17 protein-coding genes and 2 tRNA genes are annotated in these 17,668 nt (G+C 71.7%); 9 read left to right on the top strand and 10 right to left on the bottom strand.

All coding sequences use genetic code 11. The annotated features are described in order from the left end of the window. Positions 1-85 precede the first annotated feature (85 nt). From ABZ490_RS43555 to ABZ490_RS43540, 4 genes are all read left to right on the top strand, one after another. Positions 86-3,058: a UPF0182 family protein gene (locus tag ABZ490_RS43555; RefSeq protein ID WP_359003499.1), complete on the top strand. Its 2,973-nt coding sequence runs from the start codon at positions 86-88 to the stop codon at positions 3,056-3,058. A gap of 40 nt (positions 3,059-3,098) precedes the next feature. Next, positions 3,099-3,172 (top strand) — tRNA-Met (locus ABZ490_RS43550). 208 nt (positions 3,173-3,380) lie between these two features. Then, positions 3,381-5,324, top strand: a complete 1,944-nt coding sequence (locus tag ABZ490_RS43545) for a sel1 repeat family protein (RefSeq protein WP_359003448.1) — start codon at positions 3,381-3,383, stop codon at positions 5,322-5,324. 97 nt (positions 5,325-5,421) lie between these two features. Further along, positions 5,422-5,495: transfer RNA gene (locus ABZ490_RS43540), tRNA-Met, on the top strand. 39 nt (positions 5,496-5,534) lie between these two features. Here ABZ490_RS43540 and ABZ490_RS43535 read toward each other — a convergent pair. The 6 genes from ABZ490_RS43535 to hisN all read right to left on the bottom strand — a co-directional run bounded on the left by ABZ490_RS43535 (position 5,535) and on the right by hisN (position 10,342). Beyond that, positions 5,535-6,668, bottom strand: a complete 1,134-nt coding sequence (locus ABZ490_RS43535; RefSeq protein WP_359003446.1) for an ABC transporter substrate-binding protein — start codon at positions 6,666-6,668, stop codon at positions 5,535-5,537. Beyond that, entirely contained in the window at positions 6,665-7,540 is an 876-nt protein-coding gene (locus ABZ490_RS43530; RefSeq protein ID WP_359003444.1) for an ABC transporter permease, read from the bottom strand. Before ABZ490_RS43530 ends, ABZ490_RS43535 begins: the two co-directional genes overlap by 4 nt. Beyond that, positions 7,537-8,304, bottom strand: a complete 768-nt coding sequence (locus tag ABZ490_RS43525) for an ABC transporter ATP-binding protein (protein WP_359003442.1) — start codon at positions 8,302-8,304, stop codon at positions 7,537-7,539. Before ABZ490_RS43525 ends, ABZ490_RS43530 begins: the two co-directional genes overlap by 4 nt. Before the next feature lie 111 nt (positions 8,305-8,415). Next, entirely contained in the window at positions 8,416-8,832 is a 417-nt protein-coding gene (locus ABZ490_RS43520) for a Fur family transcriptional regulator (RefSeq protein WP_359003440.1), read from the bottom strand. Between the two features lie 135 nt (positions 8,833-8,967). Next, positions 8,968-9,357, bottom strand: coding sequence for a CBS domain-containing protein (locus tag ABZ490_RS43515; RefSeq protein ID WP_359003438.1), 390 nt, complete (start codon positions 9,355-9,357; stop codon positions 8,968-8,970). Positions 9,358-9,541: 184 nt separating this feature from the next. Further along, positions 9,542-10,342 carry a histidinol-phosphatase gene (gene hisN, locus ABZ490_RS43510; protein WP_359003435.1) on the bottom strand — a complete coding sequence of 267 codons (801 nt, stop codon included), beginning with the start codon at positions 10,340-10,342 and terminating at the stop codon, positions 9,542-9,544. A 192-nt stretch (positions 10,343-10,534) separates the two neighbouring features. Between hisN and ABZ490_RS43505 the strand changes: the two genes are divergently transcribed. After that, positions 10,535-11,137 (top strand): TetR/AcrR family transcriptional regulator, encoded by a 603-nt coding sequence (locus ABZ490_RS43505; RefSeq protein ID WP_359003496.1) that lies wholly within the window; start codon positions 10,535-10,537, stop codon positions 11,135-11,137. 32 nt (positions 11,138-11,169) lie between these two features. Here ABZ490_RS43505 and ABZ490_RS43500 read toward each other — a convergent pair whose 3' ends face one another. From ABZ490_RS43500 to ABZ490_RS43485, 4 genes are all read right to left on the bottom strand, one after another. Further along, entirely contained in the window at positions 11,170-11,493 is a 324-nt protein-coding gene (locus ABZ490_RS43500; protein ID WP_359003433.1) for a multidrug efflux SMR transporter, read from the bottom strand. 97 nt (positions 11,494-11,590) lie between these two features. After that, the gene (rsgA, locus tag ABZ490_RS43495; protein ID WP_359003431.1) at positions 11,591-12,601 is read right to left on the bottom strand and encodes a ribosome small subunit-dependent GTPase A; all 1,011 of its coding nucleotides are present in this window, start codon (positions 12,599-12,601) and stop codon (positions 11,591-11,593) included. A 17-nt stretch (positions 12,602-12,618) separates the two neighbouring features. Continuing rightward, positions 12,619-13,926, bottom strand: coding sequence for a 3-phosphoshikimate 1-carboxyvinyltransferase (aroA, locus tag ABZ490_RS43490; protein WP_359003429.1), 1,308 nt, complete (start codon positions 13,924-13,926; stop codon positions 12,619-12,621). 149 nt (positions 13,927-14,075) lie between these two features. Then, the gene (locus tag ABZ490_RS43485; protein WP_359003427.1) at positions 14,076-14,798 is read right to left on the bottom strand and encodes a M50 family metallopeptidase; all 723 of its coding nucleotides are present in this window, start codon (positions 14,796-14,798) and stop codon (positions 14,076-14,078) included. A 50-nt stretch (positions 14,799-14,848) separates the two neighbouring features. On the opposite strand from ABZ490_RS43485, the gene ABZ490_RS43480 reads away from it, so the two are divergent. The 4 genes from ABZ490_RS43480 (at position 14,849) to rsrA (ending at position 17,589) form a co-directional block, all read left to right on the top strand. Continuing rightward, positions 14,849-15,664, top strand: coding sequence for an SOS response-associated peptidase (locus ABZ490_RS43480; protein ID WP_359003424.1), 816 nt, complete (start codon positions 14,849-14,851; stop codon positions 15,662-15,664). Between the two features lies 1 nt (position 15,665). Next, the gene (locus tag ABZ490_RS43475) at positions 15,666-16,313 is read left to right on the top strand and encodes an alpha/beta family hydrolase (RefSeq protein ID WP_359003422.1); all 648 of its coding nucleotides are present in this window, start codon (positions 15,666-15,668) and stop codon (positions 16,311-16,313) included. A gap of 257 nt (positions 16,314-16,570) precedes the next feature. Beyond that, positions 16,571-17,254 carry an RNA polymerase sigma factor SigR gene (gene sigR, locus ABZ490_RS43470; protein ID WP_359003420.1) on the top strand — a complete coding sequence of 228 codons (684 nt, stop codon included), beginning with the start codon at positions 16,571-16,573 and terminating at the stop codon, positions 17,252-17,254. After that, positions 17,251-17,589 carry a mycothiol system anti-sigma-R factor gene (gene rsrA / locus ABZ490_RS43465; RefSeq protein WP_359003418.1) on the top strand — a complete coding sequence of 113 codons (339 nt, stop codon included), beginning with the start codon at positions 17,251-17,253 and terminating at the stop codon, positions 17,587-17,589. Before sigR ends, rsrA begins: the two co-directional genes overlap by 4 nt. Positions 17,590-17,668 lie beyond the last annotated feature (79 nt).

The raw sequence follows: 17,668 nt of genomic DNA, 5'->3' as shown, positions 1-17,668 counted from the left end.
ATCACGGGGGGCCACTGGGGGCCGGCGAACACGCGGGCCTGAGGGATCGACAGCGAACTTCGAGGTGCGCACCTTGGCTTTCCAGATGCCGGACCGCGGCGGAGGCCCGACAGGGCCGCGGATGAGAGTGGGCCGCCCGTCCCGGCGTGTCCGGACCCTGCTCATGACGCTGGGCGTCCTTGCCGTTCTCGGCATGGCGTTCACCATGTTCGCGGGGTTCTGGACGGACTGGCTCTGGTACCGGTCGGTGAACTACTCGTCCGTGTTCACCACCACCCTCTGGACCAAGATCGGCCTGTTCTCCGTCTTCGGTCTGCTGATGGCGCTCGCGGTCGGTCTCAACATCTGGCTCGCCCACCGGCTGCGGCCCCCGCTGAGCGCGATGTCGGTGGAGCAGCAGAGCCTCGACCGGTACCGCATGGGCATCGCGCCCTACAAGCGGTGGCTGCTGCTCGGCATCACCGCCCTGGTCGGGCTCATCGCCGGCGCCTCGGCGGCCGGCCAGTGGCGGACCTGGCTGATGTGGGTCAACGGCGTCTCCTTCGGACAGAAGGACCCGCAGTTCCACCTCGACGTGTCGTTCTTCGCCTTCGACCTGCCCTGGTACCGGTTCCTGCTCGGCTTCGGCTTCGCCGCCACGATCCTCTCCCTGATCGCCGCCGCGCTCACCCACTACCTGTACGGCGGGCTGCGCGTCACCAGCCCCGGCGCGCGCGCCACGGCCGCCGCCACCGGACATCTGTCGGTGCTGCTCGGGATCTTCGTCGCCCTGAAGGCGGTCGCCTACTGGCTCGACCGGTACGGCCTGGCCGTGAAGTCCAGCGACTTCAAGGCGACGGACAACTGGACCGGCCTGCGGTACGTCGACGCCAACGCCTACCTCCCGGCCAAGACGATCCTGTTCTGCATCGCCGTCATCTGCGCCCTGCTGTTCTTCGCGACCCTGTGGCGGCGCACCTGGCAGCTGCCGGTGATCGGCTTCGGCCTCATGGTGCTCTCGGCGATCCTGATCGGCGGGCTGTACCCGGCGATCGTCCAGAAGTTCCAGGTCCAGCCGAACGAGCAGGCCAAGGAAGCCCCGTACGTCGAGAAGAACCTCAAGGCGACGCGTGAGGCGTACGGCATCGACGGCGCGCAGGTCACCGAGTACTCGGGGACCAGCACCACCAAGGACAAGGCGCAGCTGCGCGACGACGTGGACGCCACCGCGAGCATCCGGGTCCTGGACCCGAACATCGTCTCGCCGACGTACCAGCAGCTCCAGCAGATGCGGAAGTACTACGCCTTCCCCACCAACCTGGACGTGGACCGCTACAACGTCAGCGGCTCCGACCAGGACACGGTCATCGGTCTGCGCGAGCTGAACCTCGCGGGTGTCGACAAGCAGAACTGGATCAACAACCACTTCCGCTACACCCACGGCTACGGCGTGGTGGCCGCCAAGGGCACCACCGCCGACTCCGAGGGCCGGCCCCTCTTCACCGAGTCCAACCTGCCGTCCGAGGGCGACCTCGGCACGTACCAGCAGCGGATCTACTACGGCGAGAAGACGACCACGTACTCGATCGTAGGCGGTCCCCAGAAGGAGATCGACTACTCCGACGACAACGGCGAGAAGACCACCAGCTACACCGCCAAGAGCGGGGTCAACCTCTCCAACCCGGTCAACCGGGCCGCGTACGCGGTGGCGTTCGGCGAGCCGCAGATCCTGTACTCCGGCGCGATCGGCGAGGGCTCGCGGATCCTCTACAACCGCACGCCCAAGGAGCGCGTCGAGGCGGTCGCCCCGTGGCTGACCATCGACGGTGACGCCTACCCGGCCGTCGTCGACGGGAAGATCCAGTGGATCGTCGACGCGTACACCACGACGAACGGCTACCCGTACGCCTCCCGTACGACCCTCGGCGACACCACCGCCGACTCGCTCACGGCGACCAACGACAACCGCGCGGTGGTGGCCCAGCAGAACCAGGTCAACTACATCCGCAACTCGGTGAAGGCGACCGTCGACGCGTACACCGGCGAGGTCAAGCTCTACCAGTGGGACACCGAGGACCCGGTCCTGAAGACCTGGATGAAGGCGTTCCCCGGCACGGTCGAGCCCAAGGGCGACATCTCGACCTCGCTGATGGCCCACCTGCGGTACCCGCAGGACCTGTTCAAGGTCCAGCGCGAACTGCTCACCCGCTACCACGTGAAGGACGCCACGACCTTCCTCAGCGGCAGCGAGGTCTGGCAAGTGCCGGACGACCCGTCCAACAAGTCGGGTGACGCGGTGCCGCCGTACTACCTGAGCATGAAGATGCCGGACCAGGCCGCGCAGGCGTTCTCGCTGACGACGACGTTCACGCCCAACGGGCGGGACAACCTGAGCGCGTTCATGGCGGTGGACTCCGAGGCGGGGACGCCCGGTTACGGCAAGATCAGAATCCTGAAACTGCCGACGAGCACCACCGTCGACGGACCGAAACAGGTCCAGAGCCAGTTCAACTCCGAGCAGGACATCGCCGAGTCGATCAGACTCCTCAAGGGCGGTGACTCCGACATCGAGTACGGCAACCTGCTGACCGTGCCGCTCGACGGAGGCCTGCTCTATGTCGAGCCGGTCTATGTGCGCGGTGGCGGACTCAAGTACCCGCTGCTGAAGAAGGTGTTGGTGACCTACGGCGGCAACACCGCCTTCGAGGACACCCTCGACGGGGCCCTCAACAAGGTCTTCGGCGCGGAGAGCACGACCCCGCCCGCGGACGACGGCGGTGACACCACCACCCCGCCGTCCTCCTCCAACCCGACGGTCCAGGAGGCGCTGAACGACGCGCAGAAGGCGTTCACCGCCGGCCAGGACGCCCTGAAGAAGGGCGACTGGGAGGCGTACGGCAAGGCACAGAAGGACCTCGAGGCCGCCCTGAAGCGGGCCGAGGACGCCCAGGCCGAGGCGGACAAGAGCGGCAACAAGGCGAGCAGCAGCCCGAGTCCGAGCGCGTCGCCGAGCAGTGGCGGCTCCGGCGGGGCCAAGGCGAGCGGCAGTCCCAGCCCGAGCGCCAGTCCCAGCGGCTGATCAAGCACGCCCCTCGTCGTGATACGGTTGTGGAACACGACGCGGGGTGGAGCAGCTCGGTAGCTCGCTGGGCTCATAACCCAGAGGTCGCAGGTTCAAATCCTGTCCCCGCTACTGAAGACGAAGGCCCGGATCCGGTACACGGATCCGGGCCTTCGTCATGTGCGAACGCATGTGCCGCGGTACGACACCGCCGCGCCGCTGTGGGGAGTTGGGCCGACTGTGTTTGACTTGTCTCTCTGTGGGCATGTCGACAAAACGCTGAAGTGACCTCACGGGCTGCGGTATACACAGGTGTACCCGGGTTGCAGGTGGTGCGACGATGGACGTTATGGGGGACAAGGCAACTCTGTTCGAGACAGGGCGGTTTGTGCAGCCTTCCGGTGCGGAAGCGACCCCGGACGAGAGCCGGGACGAGACGGCGCACGCCGTCGAGACGGTAGAGACGGACGAGACGGTAGAGACAGAAGAAACAGCCGAGACGGGGGTGACGGTCGAGACGGGGGAGGCCGTCGAGGAGATGAGGCTGCGGCTCGCCGCCGCGGCCGGCGACGCCGAGGCGACCAGCGTCCTCGGCGCCATGCTGCTGCGCCGCGGCGACCTGGACGGCGCCGAGCCGCATCTGCGCGCCGCCACCGCGGCCGGGGACCGGGCCGCCGCCAACAACCTGGGCGTCCTGCTGCATCAGCGCGGGTACGCCGACGAGGCCGCCGGATGGTGGCGGGTCGCCGCCGTCGCCGGCTCCGCCGCCGCCGCGCACGCGCTCGGGCGCCACTGCCGGGAGTGCGGCGACGAGCCCGCCGCCGAGTACTGGCTGCGCCAGTCCGCCGAGCAGGGCCACGCCCTCGGCGCGTACGCCCTCGCCGACCTGCTGGAACACCGCGCGGACAGCGGGGCCGAGCGGTGGATGCGGGCCGCCGCCGAGCGCGGTCACCGGGAGGCGGCGTACCGGCTGGCACGGGCCCTGGACCGCAGGGACCCGCGGTCCTTCGACGGCGACACGGGCGACGCGGGTCACGCCGGAGGCACCGGCAAGGACGGCGGCGCCGGTGTCGGCGTCCAGCCCGAGGCCGAGCAGTGGTACCGGCAGGCCGCCGCGCGCGGCCACCGGCGGGCCGCCCTGCACCTCGGGGCGATCCTGGAGCGCAAGGGCGAGCTGAAGGAGGCCGGGCGCTGGTACCTGACCGCCGCCAAGGACGGCGAGGCACGGGCCGCCTGCGCCCTCGGATTCCTGCTGCGGGACGCCGGCGACACCGAGAACGCCGCGATCTGGTGGCTGCGGGCCGCCCAGGACGGCGACGGCAACGCCGCCAACGCGCTGGGCGCCCTGCACGCCGAGCGGGGGCAGACCCAGACCGCCGAGCGCTGGTACCGGGCCGCCATGGACGCGGGCGACGACAACGGCGCCTACAACCTCGCCCTGCTCTGCGCCGAGCAGGGCCGCACCGCGCAGGCCGAGCAGTGGTACCGGCGCGCGGCCTACGCCGGGCACCGCGAGGCCGCCAACGCACTGGCCGTCCTGCTGCTCCGGGTCGGCGACACGGCCGGCTCCGAGCCCTGGTTCTCCAAGGCGGCGGAGGCGGGCAGCGTCGACGCCGCGTTCAACCTCGGGATCCTCTTCGCCGGGCGCGGCGAGGACACGGTCGCGCTGCGCTGGTACGAGCGGGCGGCCGCCGCCGGGCACACCGAGGCGGCGCTCCAGGTCGGCATCGCCCGGCTGCGCGAGGGCGACGAGCAGGAGGCCGAACGGCATCTGCGGTGCGCCGCGGGCGGGGGCAGCGCGGAGGCGGCGTACCGGCTGGCCGCCGTGCTGGACGCGCGCCGGCCGCCGCAGCCCGCGCACGAGCTCGGGGAGATCGCGCACGAGAAGACCGAGTGCGAGGAGTGGTACGAGCGGGCGGCCCAGCAGGGGCACCGGCGTGCCCAGGTCCGGGTCGGGATGCTCGCCGCGGCACGGGGGGACGTGTGCGAGGCGGCCCGCTGGTACCGGGAGGCCGCCGAGGCCGGATCGCGCAACGGGGCCTTCAACCTCGGGCTGCTGCTCGCGCGGGAGGGCAGCGAGCCGGAGGCGGTCGTGTGGTGGACGCGGGCGGCCGACGACGGGCACGGGCGGGCGGCGTTGCGGCTCGCCCTGGTCTACGCGCGTCGGGGTGAGCTGGCGGAAGGGCAGCGGTGGGCCGACCGTGCGGTGTCGCTCGGACCGGGGGAGGTCGCGCAGCGCGCGGCGCGGCTCCGCGACGCGCTGCGGCAGGAACTGTCGGCCTGAGGTCCACGTCCCAGGGGGGCTCGGTGGGATGAGAAGCAGCCCACACGGAACTGATTTGCCTCCGCGCTCCCCCTTCACGTAACGTTGCATTCAACGACGCGGGGTGGAGCAGCTCGGTAGCTCGCTGGGCTCATAACCCAGAGGTCGCAGGTTCAAATCCTGTCCCCGCTACTGAAGGCCGAGGGCCGGAATCCGAAAGGGTTCCGGCCCTCAGTCGTGTCCGACGGCCTCCTCGTAGAGCAGGCGGTCCACCGTCTGCGATTCCGGCAGCGGTGTGTCCGAGGTCACTCCCTGTGCCCGGTACGCGGACTGGAGCCGGTCCGTCGTCCCCGCGCGGATCTCCCAGTCCATGCGCAGGGAGGGCGTGGACGCGAGGATCTTCGGGTCGGTCCTCAGCAGCGCGGCGAGGTAGGAGACGAACTCCGCGTCCTTCTTGTAGTCCGCCGCGAAATAGGTGTTCACGGTCCGGATGTAGGCCCTGAGCAGGGCCACCCCCGCGTCGGTGTCCTCGGTCAGCAGGCTCGGCCCGTACAGGAAGCCGCCCAGGGGCTCGCCCTGCGGCTGGCCGCCGAGGAAGGCGTAGGAGGGGTCGCCGTCCACCGTGCGCCAGACCGGGTCGAGCAGCCAGGCCGAGTCGACGCCGCCGTTGCGCAGGGCGGTGAGGACGTCCGCCGAGCCCAGCTGCTGGTACCGGATCTTTGCCAGGTCCCCGCCGTGGCTGCGCAGCGCCTTCTCCATCGGGTACGCGATCACCGAGCCCTTGCCGATCATCGTGCCCAGGCTCCGGCCGGACAGGGAGACGTCCGCCGCCGTCCCGCTGTCGTCGAGCCTCGCCCACAGGCCGCTCTTCGAGGCCGGGTCGGGGGAGAAGTTGCCCGCGACCCAGCGGATGTCGAAGCCGCCCCGGACGCCGTTCATCACGGCCGCCTCCGGGGCCGCCCAGAGCGCGTCGATGTCGCCCTTGGCGAGCAGCGGCAGGGCGTCGGGGGTGGGCAGCACCTTGAGCTCGACGTCCAGGCCCTCCCGGGCGAACTCGCCCTTGTCCAGGGCCACCTCCAGCGGTGCCACGTACTCCGCGCTCAGCGTGCCCGTCGCGATCGTCAGCTTCCGGCGCTCGGCCAGGGGGACCGGCGCGGGGGCTCCCGGCTCGCAGCGGGCCGGGGCGCGGTCGGCGGACAGGTCCGAGGGGTCCGTCCAGGAGGCGGTACCGCAGCCCGCCACCGGGCTGACCGTGCGGGTGCCCGGCGCGGCCGTCGGCCCGCCGCCCGGGGGCGCCGAGGAACAGCCCGCCGACGTCAGCAGTGCGCCCAGGACGGCCGCGAGCACGGCCGACCGCCGGTTCACGACTGCCCCCGTCCGCGGTCCCGCGGCGCCCAGGGGGTGAGGAGCCGGCCGAGGAGTCGTACGGCCTCGGAGAAGACCACGCCCAGCACCGCCACGCACAGGATGCCGACGAACATCACGTCGTTCTGGAACAGCGCGCGCGAGTCGAAGATCAGGTGGCCGAGGCCGTCCGTCGCGGCGATCTGCTCGGAGGCGACGATCACCAGGACGGCCACGCCCGCCGCGATCCGCGCGCCCACCAGGACGGACGGGAGCGAGGCCGGCAGCAGGACATGGCGGAACATCTGCCAGGGCGAGGCGCCGAAGACCCGGCCCGCGTCACGGTGGCCGGAGGGGACGGCCAGCACCGCCGCCATGGTCGAGATCCACACGAAGAAGAAGACGGTGACCGCCACCAGCGCCACCTGCGGGCCCTCGCCGAGGCCGAACATGTTCAGGAAGATGGGCAGCAGGGCCAGTTTGGGGACCACGTACAGGGCGTCCAGGAGGGGTTCCAGGGCTGCCCTGACCAGCGACAGCGACCCCATCAGCAGGCCCAGCGCGTAGCCGGCGGCCGTGCCGAGCGCATAGCCCGCCAGGACGCGCCGGACGGTGGCCCGCACGTCCGGCCACAGCGCACCGGCCGCGGCCCGGTCCCAGCCGTCGGCGAGGATGGTGGAGGGGGCGGGGTAGACGCGGGCGTCGATCCAGGCGCGGGTCGCGGCGAGCTGCCACAGCAGGACCAGGAGCGCGGGGACGGCGACCGCCAGGGTCAGTTCCAGGGCTCTGCGGCGGCGATGGGTGCGCTCGGGGTGGAGTTCCTCGGGGCCCGGGCCGCGGACCAGGACCGTCGTCGCCTTCTTCCGCTCCTCGTTCGGGGCGAGCGCGGTCATGCCGGCACCGCCTCCTTCCTCAGCAGGTCCCACAGCGCGCTCTTCAGGGCCGTGAACTCGGGCGTCGTGCGGATGTCACCGGTGCGCGGGCGCGGGAACGGCGGGCGGTGCTCGGCGATGATCCGGCCGGGGCGCGCGGACATCACCAGGACGCGGTCGCCCAGGACGATCGCCTCCTCCAGGCTGTGGGTGATGAACAGGGTGGTGGTGCGGGTGGCCTGGGTGAGGTCGAGCAGCTCGTCCTGGAGGATCGTGCGGAGCTGGGCGTCGAGCGCGGCGAACGGCTCGTCCATGAGCAGGATCTCCGGCTCCACGGCCAGCGCCCGGGCGATCGCGACGCGCTGGCGCATCCCGCCGGACAGGGCCGCCGGGTAGGCGTCCGCGAAGTCGGCGAGACCCAGGCGGGTCAGCCAGTCGTCGGCGCGGGCGTTCGCCTCGTGGCGCCGGACGCGCTGGACGTCGAGGCCGAAGCGGACGTTCGCGCGGACCGTCTTCCAGTCGTGGATGCCGTAGTCCTGGAAGATCATGGCCGCCGGGCGGGGGCTGTGCGTACGGATCTCCAGGGTGCCGAAGCTGGGGCGCAGCAGACCGGCGGCGATGCGCAGGAGTGTGGACTTGCCGCAGCCGGAGGGGCCCACGACACAGACGAACTCGCCGGGCGCGACGGTCAGGCCGAGAGGGCCGAGGGCCTCGACGGCGGCCGGGCCGCGGCCGAAGGTTCGGGTCAGATCGCGTGCGCTGAGTTTCGGAGACGGCTCTGCCACGAGACGAAGATATGACGGTCCGTCAGATTCGGGAAGGTCGCCCGCGCGCAAAGCCGACCGCAGCGCGAAGCCCCGGCGTCCTCGGGGGACGCCGGGGCTTCGGGGGAGTGCCTACGCCGCCGCGCAGCTCGGGCAGATGCCGCGGTACGTCACCTCGACGTCCGAGACCGCGAAGCCGAAGCGCTCCGAGTCGGGGAGGTCGGACAGCGGGTTGCCGGTCGGGTGGACGTCGCGGATGGCGCCGCAGCGCGCGCAGACCAGGTGCTGGTGCGGGCGGTGGGCGTTGGGGTCGTACCGCTTGGCGCGCCGGTCGGTCGCGACCTCGAGCACCTCGCCGAGGGAGACCAGCTCACTGAGCGTGTTGTAGACGGTCGCCCGGGAGATCTCGGGCAGCTTGGCGACGGCTCTGGAGTGCACCTCGTCGGCCGTCAGATGGACGTGTTCGCCGTCGAGGACCTCGGCCACGACGCGTCGCTGCGCGGTCATCCGCCATCCGCGTCCACGCAGCCGTTCCAGAAGGTCACTCATGGACACCAGCCTAACAGCAGGAGGAACAGTTCCCGATCGGGTGTGACTTTGGAGCCAGGCCTGACTTAGACAGTGTCCATGATCGGATCGGGGCTGTCCATGGTGCGCCCCCTGGGCCCGGGTGCGGTGTGCCGCTCAGGCGGGGAGTGGCTGTCGGACCGGGACCCAGCAGCGGATGATGTCACGGACCGAGACGATCCCGGCCGGCTCGCCCGCGTCGAGGACTATCAGATGGCGGAAGCCGCCGTGGGCCATCGCCCGGGCCGCTTCCTCCAGGGTCCAGGTCGGGGCGGCGAAGACCACGTTGTTGGTGGTGTGGGCGTGGGTGCGTTCCGTGTCCGGGTCCTGGCCCAGGCCCACGGAGTTGAGGATGTCCCGTTCCGTGAGGATGCCCATGCCGGCGTCGGGGTCGAGGACCAGGGCGGCGCCGACGCGGCGGGCGGACATCAGGGCGGCGGCCTGGCGGAGGGTGTGGGCGGGGCCGATGGTGAGGACCACTGTGCTCATGGCGTCTCGGACGAGCATGGGATGGAGCCACCTCCTAGGGGAATCCGCGCCTGGCGTGCGGGTCTCCGCGGACGAGTACCCGCACGTGCGCCGATTCACAAGTTCACAAGTGGGGGAACCCTCAGAGTGGCAGGTAAAGCGGGAGTCAACAAGGGGGCGCGCGTAGTCAAATGAGGGCGTGCGCGCTCACATGTGGTGCCGCTCAGTAGCGGTCGCCGACGTACTCCAGCAGTTCGTCGTGGAGCAGACCGTTCGACGCGGCCCCGTTGCCGCTGTGCGGGCCCGGACGGCCGTCGAGGCCGGTGAAGGTGCCGCCCGCCTCCGTCACGACGATCGCGTTCGCCGCCATGTCCCACAGCGACAGCTCCGGCTCGGCGCACAGGTCGATCGAGCCCTCGGCGACCATCATGTAGGGCCAGAAGTCGCCGTACGCGCGCGTGCGCCACACCTCGCGGGTCAGGTCCAGGAAGCCGTTCAGCTTCCCGCGCTCCTCCCAGCCGGTGAGCGAGGAGTACGCGAAGGACGCGTCCGACAGCTTCGCGACCTTGGAGACGTGCAGCCGGGTCGCGGAGGAGAGACTGCGGCCGCTGAAGGCGCCGTGCCCCTTCGCGGCCCACCAGCGGCGGTTCAGCGCCGGTGCCGAGACGACACCGACCACCGGGTGGTAGCCGCCCTCGCCCGCCTCCATCAGCGAGATCAGGGTCGCCCACACCGGCACCCCGCGCACGTAGTTCTTGGTGCCGTCGATCGGGTCGATCACCCAGCGGCGCGGGCCCGTGCCCTCCAGGCCGTACTCCTCGCCGAGGATCGCGTCCCGCGGACGGGCGCGGTGGAGCTGGCCGCGGATCAGTTCCTCGGCGGCCTTGTCGGCCTCGCTCACCGGGGTCATGTCCGGTTTGGTCTCCACCTTGAGGTCGAGGGCCTTGAAACGGTCCATGGTGGCGGCGTCGGCGGCGTCCGCGAGGACGTGCGCGAGACGGAGATCGTCGAGGTAGTCCGGCATGGGACGAACGGTATCCGGCCGGATCGGGCGAGGCCACAGCGGACCGCGCGCCGGATGTGCGGGGATCGGCCGGGGACCCGGCGGGAGCCGTCGGGGAGCCCTCGGCCGGCTCCCGCCGCGCGCCCGCGAACCCTTGACAGTGCCCCCGTGCGCGTCAACCCTGGCAGCATCCGCTCGCCCCGGGAGGCGATGATGCCTGCAGCGCGGGAATCCCTGCTGGACGCCGCCTACGCGGCACTCGACCTGCGGCCCTGGTCCGCGGTGCGGATGGTGGACGTCGCGGCGACCGCCGCGGTGTCCCGGCAGACGCTGTACAACGAGTTCGGCAGCAAGGAAGGGCTGGCCAGAGCCCTGGTGCGGCGGGAGGCCGACACCTATCTCGCCGGGATCGACCGGGCGCTCGCCGGGCCCGGCGACGCCCGCGAACGGCTGGCCTCCGCCGCCGGGTGGACCTTCACCGCGGCCCGGGACGACCCTCTCCTGCGCGCCCTGCTCACCGGCTGCTGGAGCGAGCGGCTGCCCTCGCCGACGCTCTCGGCGGTGCCCTCCTCCTCCGCCGTCCCGGCGCAGCGGCGGGCGGACGGGCCGCTGCCCTCGCCCGGCGACCTCGTCGCCGCCGTACGGGACCGGGCCGTCGCCGTGCTCGGCGGCCCCGGCGCGGCCCGCGCGGACGCCGCCGACCTGGCCCGCGCCTGCGAGCTCGCCGTACGGCTCGCGCTGTCCTGTGTGGCGGCCCCGCCGGCCGGGGAGAACGGGGTGACCGAGCTGGTGCGGGCGGCGCTCCAGCGGGCGTAGCCGGGACAGCCGCCGGTCACCTCAGGGGCAGGTCAGTGCGCCGAGCCCGACAGCTGGAGCCCGATCACCCCGGCGATCACCAGGCTGATCGAGACGATCTTCAGGGTGGACACCAGGTCGCCGAGGAAGATCATGCCGTAGATCGCGGTGCCCGCCGCGCCGATGCCCGTCCACACCGCGTACGCCGGGCCGACGTCGAGCTTCTTCAGGGAGAGCGTCAGCAGACCGAAGCTGCCGAGGGCGAAGGCGCAGAAGGCGATCGTGGGCCAGAGCCGGGTGAATCCGTGGGACAGCTTCAGACAGACGGCGAAACCGGTCTCGAGCAGTCCCGCGACGATGACCAGCAGCCACGCCATGTGCTGTCCTCCCGTTTGTCCGCTCGTGCGCCCGCGCGGTCCGGCTCGGTGCGATTATGCACTTACCGGACTCACGTCCTGACAAACAACGCGGAGGTCAGTCGCCCTCCTTGCGCTCCCGGGTGGCCAGCAGCCGGCGCAGCGAGTAGAGCCGCGCGGGGTCCGCGTGGCCCTCGGCCACCCACGCGTCCAGCGCGCAGTCCGGCTCGTCGTGACTGCACGCGCGCGGGCAGCCCTCGGTGCCCGGTTCCAGATCGGGGAAGGCGTGGATCACACGGGACGGATCGACGTGGTGCAGGCCGAACGACCGGACGCCCGGAGTGTCGATCACCCAGTCGCCGGTGCCCGCCAGCGGCAGCGCCAGCGCCGAGGTCGTGGTGTGGCGGCCACGGCCGGTCACCGCGTTGACATGCCCGGTCACCCGGCGGCGCTCCTCGGGGACCAGCGCGTTGACGAGGGTGGTCTTGCCGACGCCCGAGTGCCCGACGAAGGCCGTGATCCGCCCCGCCAGCAGCTCGCGCACCCGGTCCGCGGCCCCGCCGTTCTCCAGCTCCTCACGGCTGGTTACCACGTACGGGATGTCCAGGTCGCCGTACAGCTCCAGCAGCTTGTCCGGCGGCGCCAGGTCCGACTTCGTCATCACCAGCAGCGGGGTGAGGCCGCCGTCGTAGGCCGCGACCAGACAGCGGTCGATCAGCCGGGGGCGGGGTTCGGGGTCGGCGAGGGCCGTGACGACGGCGAGCTGGTCGGCGTTGGCGACCACCACCCGCTCGAACGGGTCGTCGTCGTCCGCGGTACGGCGCAGCACCGAGTGGCGCTCCCCGATGCGGACGATCCGGGCGAGGGTGTCCTTCGTGCCGGACAGATCGCCGACCAGGGCGACCCGGTCACCCACGACCGCCGCCTTGCGGCCCAGCTCACGGGCCTTCATCGCGAGGACGATCCGGTCCTCGACCAGACAGGTCAGCCGGCCCCGGTCGACGGTGAGGACCATGCCCTCGGCGGCGTCCTCGTGCTTGGGCCTGATGTGCGTCCGAGGCCGGTTGCCCTTGCGGTTCGGGCGCGAGCGGATGTCGTCCTCGTCGGTGTGCTTGCCGTAGCGGCGCATGCTTTTTCCCGCCGTCCCTATACCCCGAGCATCCCGGTCCACAGCCCGGGGAAGTCCGGCAAGGTCTTCGCCGTCGTCGCGACGTTCTCGATCTGCACACCCGCCACGGCCAGGCCGATGATCGCACCGGCGGTCGCCATGCGGTGGTCGTCGTAGGTACGGAAGGTCCCGCCGTGCAGCGGGCGCGGGCGGATGTGCAGCCCGTCGGCCGTCTCGGCGACGTCCCCGCCCAGCTCGTTGATCTCCTTGGTGAGCGCGGCCAGCCGGTCCGTCTCGTGCAGCCGCAGATGGGCCACGCCCCGCAGCGTGGACGGGGAGTCCGCGAGCGCGGCGACCGCCGCGATGCCCGGGGTCAGCTCGCCCACGTCCCCCAGGTCCACGTCCACCCCGTGGATCGTGCCCGAACCGGTGAAGACCAGGCCGTAGTCCGTCAGCTCGCAGGAGCCGCCCATCTCGGTGAAGATCTCCCGCAGCCGGTCACCCGGCTGAGTGGTCCGCGCGGGCCAGTCCGGGATCAGCACCCGGCCGCCCGTCACCAGCGCCGCCGCCAGGAACGGCTGCGCGTTCGACAGGTCCGGCTCGATCGTCAGGTCCCGGCCCAGCAGCGCGCCCGGCGTGACCCGCCAGACGTTCGGCTCGCCGCCCGACTCCGGGGTGTCCACCTGGGCGCCGACCGCGCGCAGCATGTCCACCGTCATCCGGATGTGCGGCATCGAGGGGAGCGTCGAGCCGGTGTGCCGGACCTCGACGCCCTGGTTGAAGCGGGGGGCCGACAGCAGCAGCGCCGACACGAACTGCGAGGACGAGGACGCGTCGATCTCCACCGCGCCGCCGTCCAGCGCGCCCGAGCCGTGCACCGTCAGCGGCAGCGCGCCCCGGCCGTCGTCGTCGATCCGGGCGCCGAGGACGCGCAGCGCGTCGATGACGCCGTGCAGCGGGCGCTCGTACGCGCGCGGGTCGCCGTCGAAACGGACGGCGCCGTCGGCGAGGGCGGCGACCGGGGGCAGGAAGCGCATGACCGTGCCCGCGTTGCCGACGTCGACCGTGGCCGGGCCGCGCAGGCCCGCGGGGAGCACGCGCCAGGCCTCGCCCGTGCCGTCCGGGCCCACGCCCTCCTCGATCTCGATGCCCATCGCGCGCAGGGCCTCGGCCATCAGCAGCGTGTCGCGGGAGCGGAGGGGGCGGCGCAGCCAGCCGGGCTCCGAGGCGAGGGCGGCGAGGACGAGGGCACGGTTGGTGACGGACTTGGACCCCGGCACGTGGACCGTCGCGTCGACGGCTTCGCTCGCGGTGGGGGCGGGCCAGAGGGCCGGGGTTTTGGGCATGCGTTCACTTTAGTCGGCGGTTGTCGTTCGGGTGCGGCGCCGTTGGGGCCGGTCGCTCCCCCACTCTCGGCTTCGCTCGAGCGGGGGGACCCCCATCGCGGCGGAGCCGCATATCGACAGAGCCCCGCGCCCCTGAAGAACAGGTCGGCTCACATCTCGAGGAGCCAGCGGCCCCCGCCCATCAGCGCGCACAGCGACACCACGTGGAACAGGAACAGCCACAGGCCCGCCGGAACATGCGTCAGGCGCGACAGCTGGTCCGCGTCCGAGTCGCCCGCGCCGCCGCGCCGGCGCTTGACCTGGAGCTCGAACGCCGGGCGTACGCCGCCCAGCAGCAGGAACCACACCACCGCGTAGGCGAACGCCGCCTGCACCTGGGGGCCCGCCAGCCAGGAGACCAGGAGGAAGGTGCCGCCGGTCACGACGACCGTGAGGGCGCCGTACGCGTTGCGGATCATCACCAGCATCGCGACCAGGAGGGCCGTCGCCAGCCAGAGGAGGAGGGTGATGCGGCCGGCGCCGAGGAGCGCCGCGCCGCCGAGGCCGAGGAGCGGGGGAGCGGTGTAGCCGGCGGCGGCGGTGAGGATCATGCCCAGGCCGTGGGGCTTGCCGCGGCTCACCGTGAGGCCGCTGGTGTCGGAGTGCAGCCGGATCGCGGTGAGCTGGCGGCCCGTCAGCAGCGCGATCAGGCCGTGACCGCCCTCGTGGGCGATCGTGATCGCGTTGCGGGATATCCGCCACAGACTGTGCGGGACGACGACCGCGAGGGCCGCGACGGCCGTCGCGATCACCACCCACAGATCGGGGTCGGGCTGGGTGCCGACGAGACGGTCCCACAGGTCGGGCAGCGCTAGGGCGGCGGTGCTCTCCATGTTCGGCTGTGGCTCCCTCTCGTCGTGTCGAGTCTGGCAGTGTGGCACGTATGTGCGGACGGTATGCAGCGAGTCGCAGGCCCGAGGATCTCGCAGGAGTCTTTGAGATCGAGAACTGGGAGCCCGAGGAGACCCTCGGACCCGACTACAACGTGGCGCCGACCAAGGAGGTCTACGCCGTCCTCGACCGTCCGGTGAAGGACGCCGACGACCGGCGTCCGGTTCGGCAGCTGCGCAAGCTGAAGTGGGGGCTCGTGCCCTCCTGGGCCAAGTCGCCCGAGGGCAGCGCCCGGATGATCAACGCGCGCGCGGAGACGGTGCACGAGAAGCCGTCGTACCGCCGCGCCTTCACCGCGCGCCGCTGCATCCTGCCCGCCGACGGCTACTACGAGTGGGTCACCGCCAAGGAGGAGCGCGACCTGGAGGTCGAGGGGAAGAAGAAGCGGCCGCGCAAGCAGCCCTACTTCGTGCTCCCGGCCGACGGCTCGGTGTTCGCGATGGCCGGGCTGTACGAGTTCTGGCGGGACCGGACCCTGCCCGACGACCATCCGCAGGCCTGGTGGGTGACCTGCTCGGTGATCACCACCGAGGCCGAGACCACCCCGCTCGCCGTGGCCCCCGCCGACGGCCCCCACGCGCTCGCCGAGATCCACCCCCGGATGCCCCTGATGCTCACCCCGGACCGCTGGGACTCCTGGCTGGACCCGGCCCGCACCGACCCCGAGGACCTGCGCTCCCTGCTGGAGCCCCCGCCGCCCGGACTGATGCGGGCCTACCCGGTGTCCACGGCCGTGAGCAACGTCCGCAACAACAGCCCGGAGCTGCTGAAGGAGCTGGAGGGCCCCGAGGAGGGCACACTCTTCTGACGTGAGCACCGTGAGCGCAGTCACCACCGAACTCGTCCCCACCGACGCCGGCGACGCCCGCATCACCTGGCACCCGGCGCGGCGGCCCCGCCTCGTCCTCGCCGTCAGCCACGGCGCCGGCGGCGGCATCGACGCCCGCGACCTCAGGGCCCTCGCCGCCGCGCTCCCCGCGCACGGCGTCACCGTCGCCCTCGTCGAGCAGCCCTGGCGGGTGGCCGGCAAGAAGGTGGCGCCCGCGCCGAAGACCCTCGACACCGGCTGGCGCGGGATCTGGCCCGCCGTCGCGAAACCCGGCCTCCCGGTGGTCTCCGGCGGCCGCAGCGCCGGGGCGCGCGTGGCCTGCCGCACGGCGGTCGGGCTCGGGGCCCACGCGGTCCTCGCGCTCAGCTTCCCGCTCCACCCGCCGGGCAGGCCGGAGAAGTCCCGCGCCGCGGAACTGCTGGGGTCGGGGGTCCCCACGCTCGTCGTCCAGGGCGGCAACGACACGTTCGGGCGGCCCGAGGAGTTCCCCGAGGGGGCGTACGAGATCGTCGAGGTGCCGTACGCCGACCACGGCCTCGCCGTGCCCAAGCGGGCGGAGATCGGCCAGGAGGAGGCCGTGGGGATCGTCACGGACGCGGTCGTGCGGTGGACCGGGTCACTGGGGTAAAGCTTCGGGAATGTTGTGCGCGGGCGCGCTGTTGAGGCGGACAGAAGTGCTGAACACGCAGCACCGATGTCGTGGGAGAGGAAGTCCGCCGCATGGGTTCGACCATCTGCCCGAGCCGTTCCGGCCGCACCGACCTGGACTGGACGGTGCTGCACGCGGCCACCACCACTCCTTTTGGAGCGGCGGCAGGCACGGGTAGTCGTCTATCCTCCGATTCGAGTGGGACCGGATTCGGTCCCGTCCGGAATCTTGAGGAGGTGGGTCCGGTCACCGGTACCGACGCAGGGACCGACAACGGCCAGGCGGAGCTGCCCGAGGGCCAGGGCGCGAGCGACGAGTCGTCCGCGGAGCGCAGCGCGCGCTTCGAGCGGGACGCGCTCGACTACCTCGACCAGATGTACTCGGCGGCGCTGCGCATGACGCGCAATCCGGCGGACGCCGAGGACCTGGTGCAGGAGACGTACGCGAAGGCGTACGCGTCCTTCCACCAGTTCCGTGAGGGCACCAACCTCAAGGCCTGGCTGTACCGGATCCTCACCAACACCTTCATCAACTCGTACCGCAAGAAGCAGCGCGAGCCCCAGCGCAGTGCGGCCGAGGAGATCGAGGACTGGCAGCTCGCCCGCGCCGAGTCGCACATGTCGACCGGTCTGCGGTCCGCCGAGTCGCAGGCGCTGGACCACCTGCCCGACTCGGACGTGAAAGAGGCGCTCCAGGCCATTCCCGAGGAGTTCCGCATCGCCGTGTACCTCGCGGACGTCGAGGGCTTTGCGTACAAGGAGATCGCGGACATCATGGGGACACCCATCGGTACGGTGATGTCCCGGCTGCACCGGGGCCGGCGTCAACTGCGCGGCATGCTCGAGGACTACGCCCGTGAGCGCGGGCTGGTCCCGGCCGGTGCCGGGGACTCGAACGAAGCGAAAGGCTCGGGCTCATGAGCTGCGGAGAGCCGCACGAGACGGACTGCAGTGAGGTACTCGATCATCTCTACGAGTTCCTCGACAGCGAGATGCCGGACGTCGATCGCGACAAGTTCAAGCAGCACTTCACCGAGTGCTCGCCGTGCCTGGAGAAGTACGGACTCGAAGAGGCCGTGAAGAAGCTGGTCAAGCGGTGCTGCGGGCATGACGACGTACCGACCGACCTGCGCGCCAAGGTCCTGGGACGGCTCGATCTGATCCGTTCCGGGCAGGCCGTGCCCGAGCACGACGTGACGGCCACGCCGGTCACACAGGTCTCTCCGGTCTCCCCGGTTTCTCCGCAGGAGTCCTGACCGGGTCCGTCTTCACCCGAATGTGCTAATCCGCGGGTGATACGCCCGCAGAGCCACCCCACGCCACCCTAGGCTCCGA

The organism is Streptomyces sp. NPDC005811 (genome assembly GCF_040630405.1).
Classification (GTDB): Bacteria; Actinomycetota; Actinomycetes; order Streptomycetales; family Streptomycetaceae; genus Streptomyces.
The sequence above is the reverse complement of the archived record's forward strand: the minus strand, read 5'-3'. Positions and strand labels throughout refer to the sequence as shown.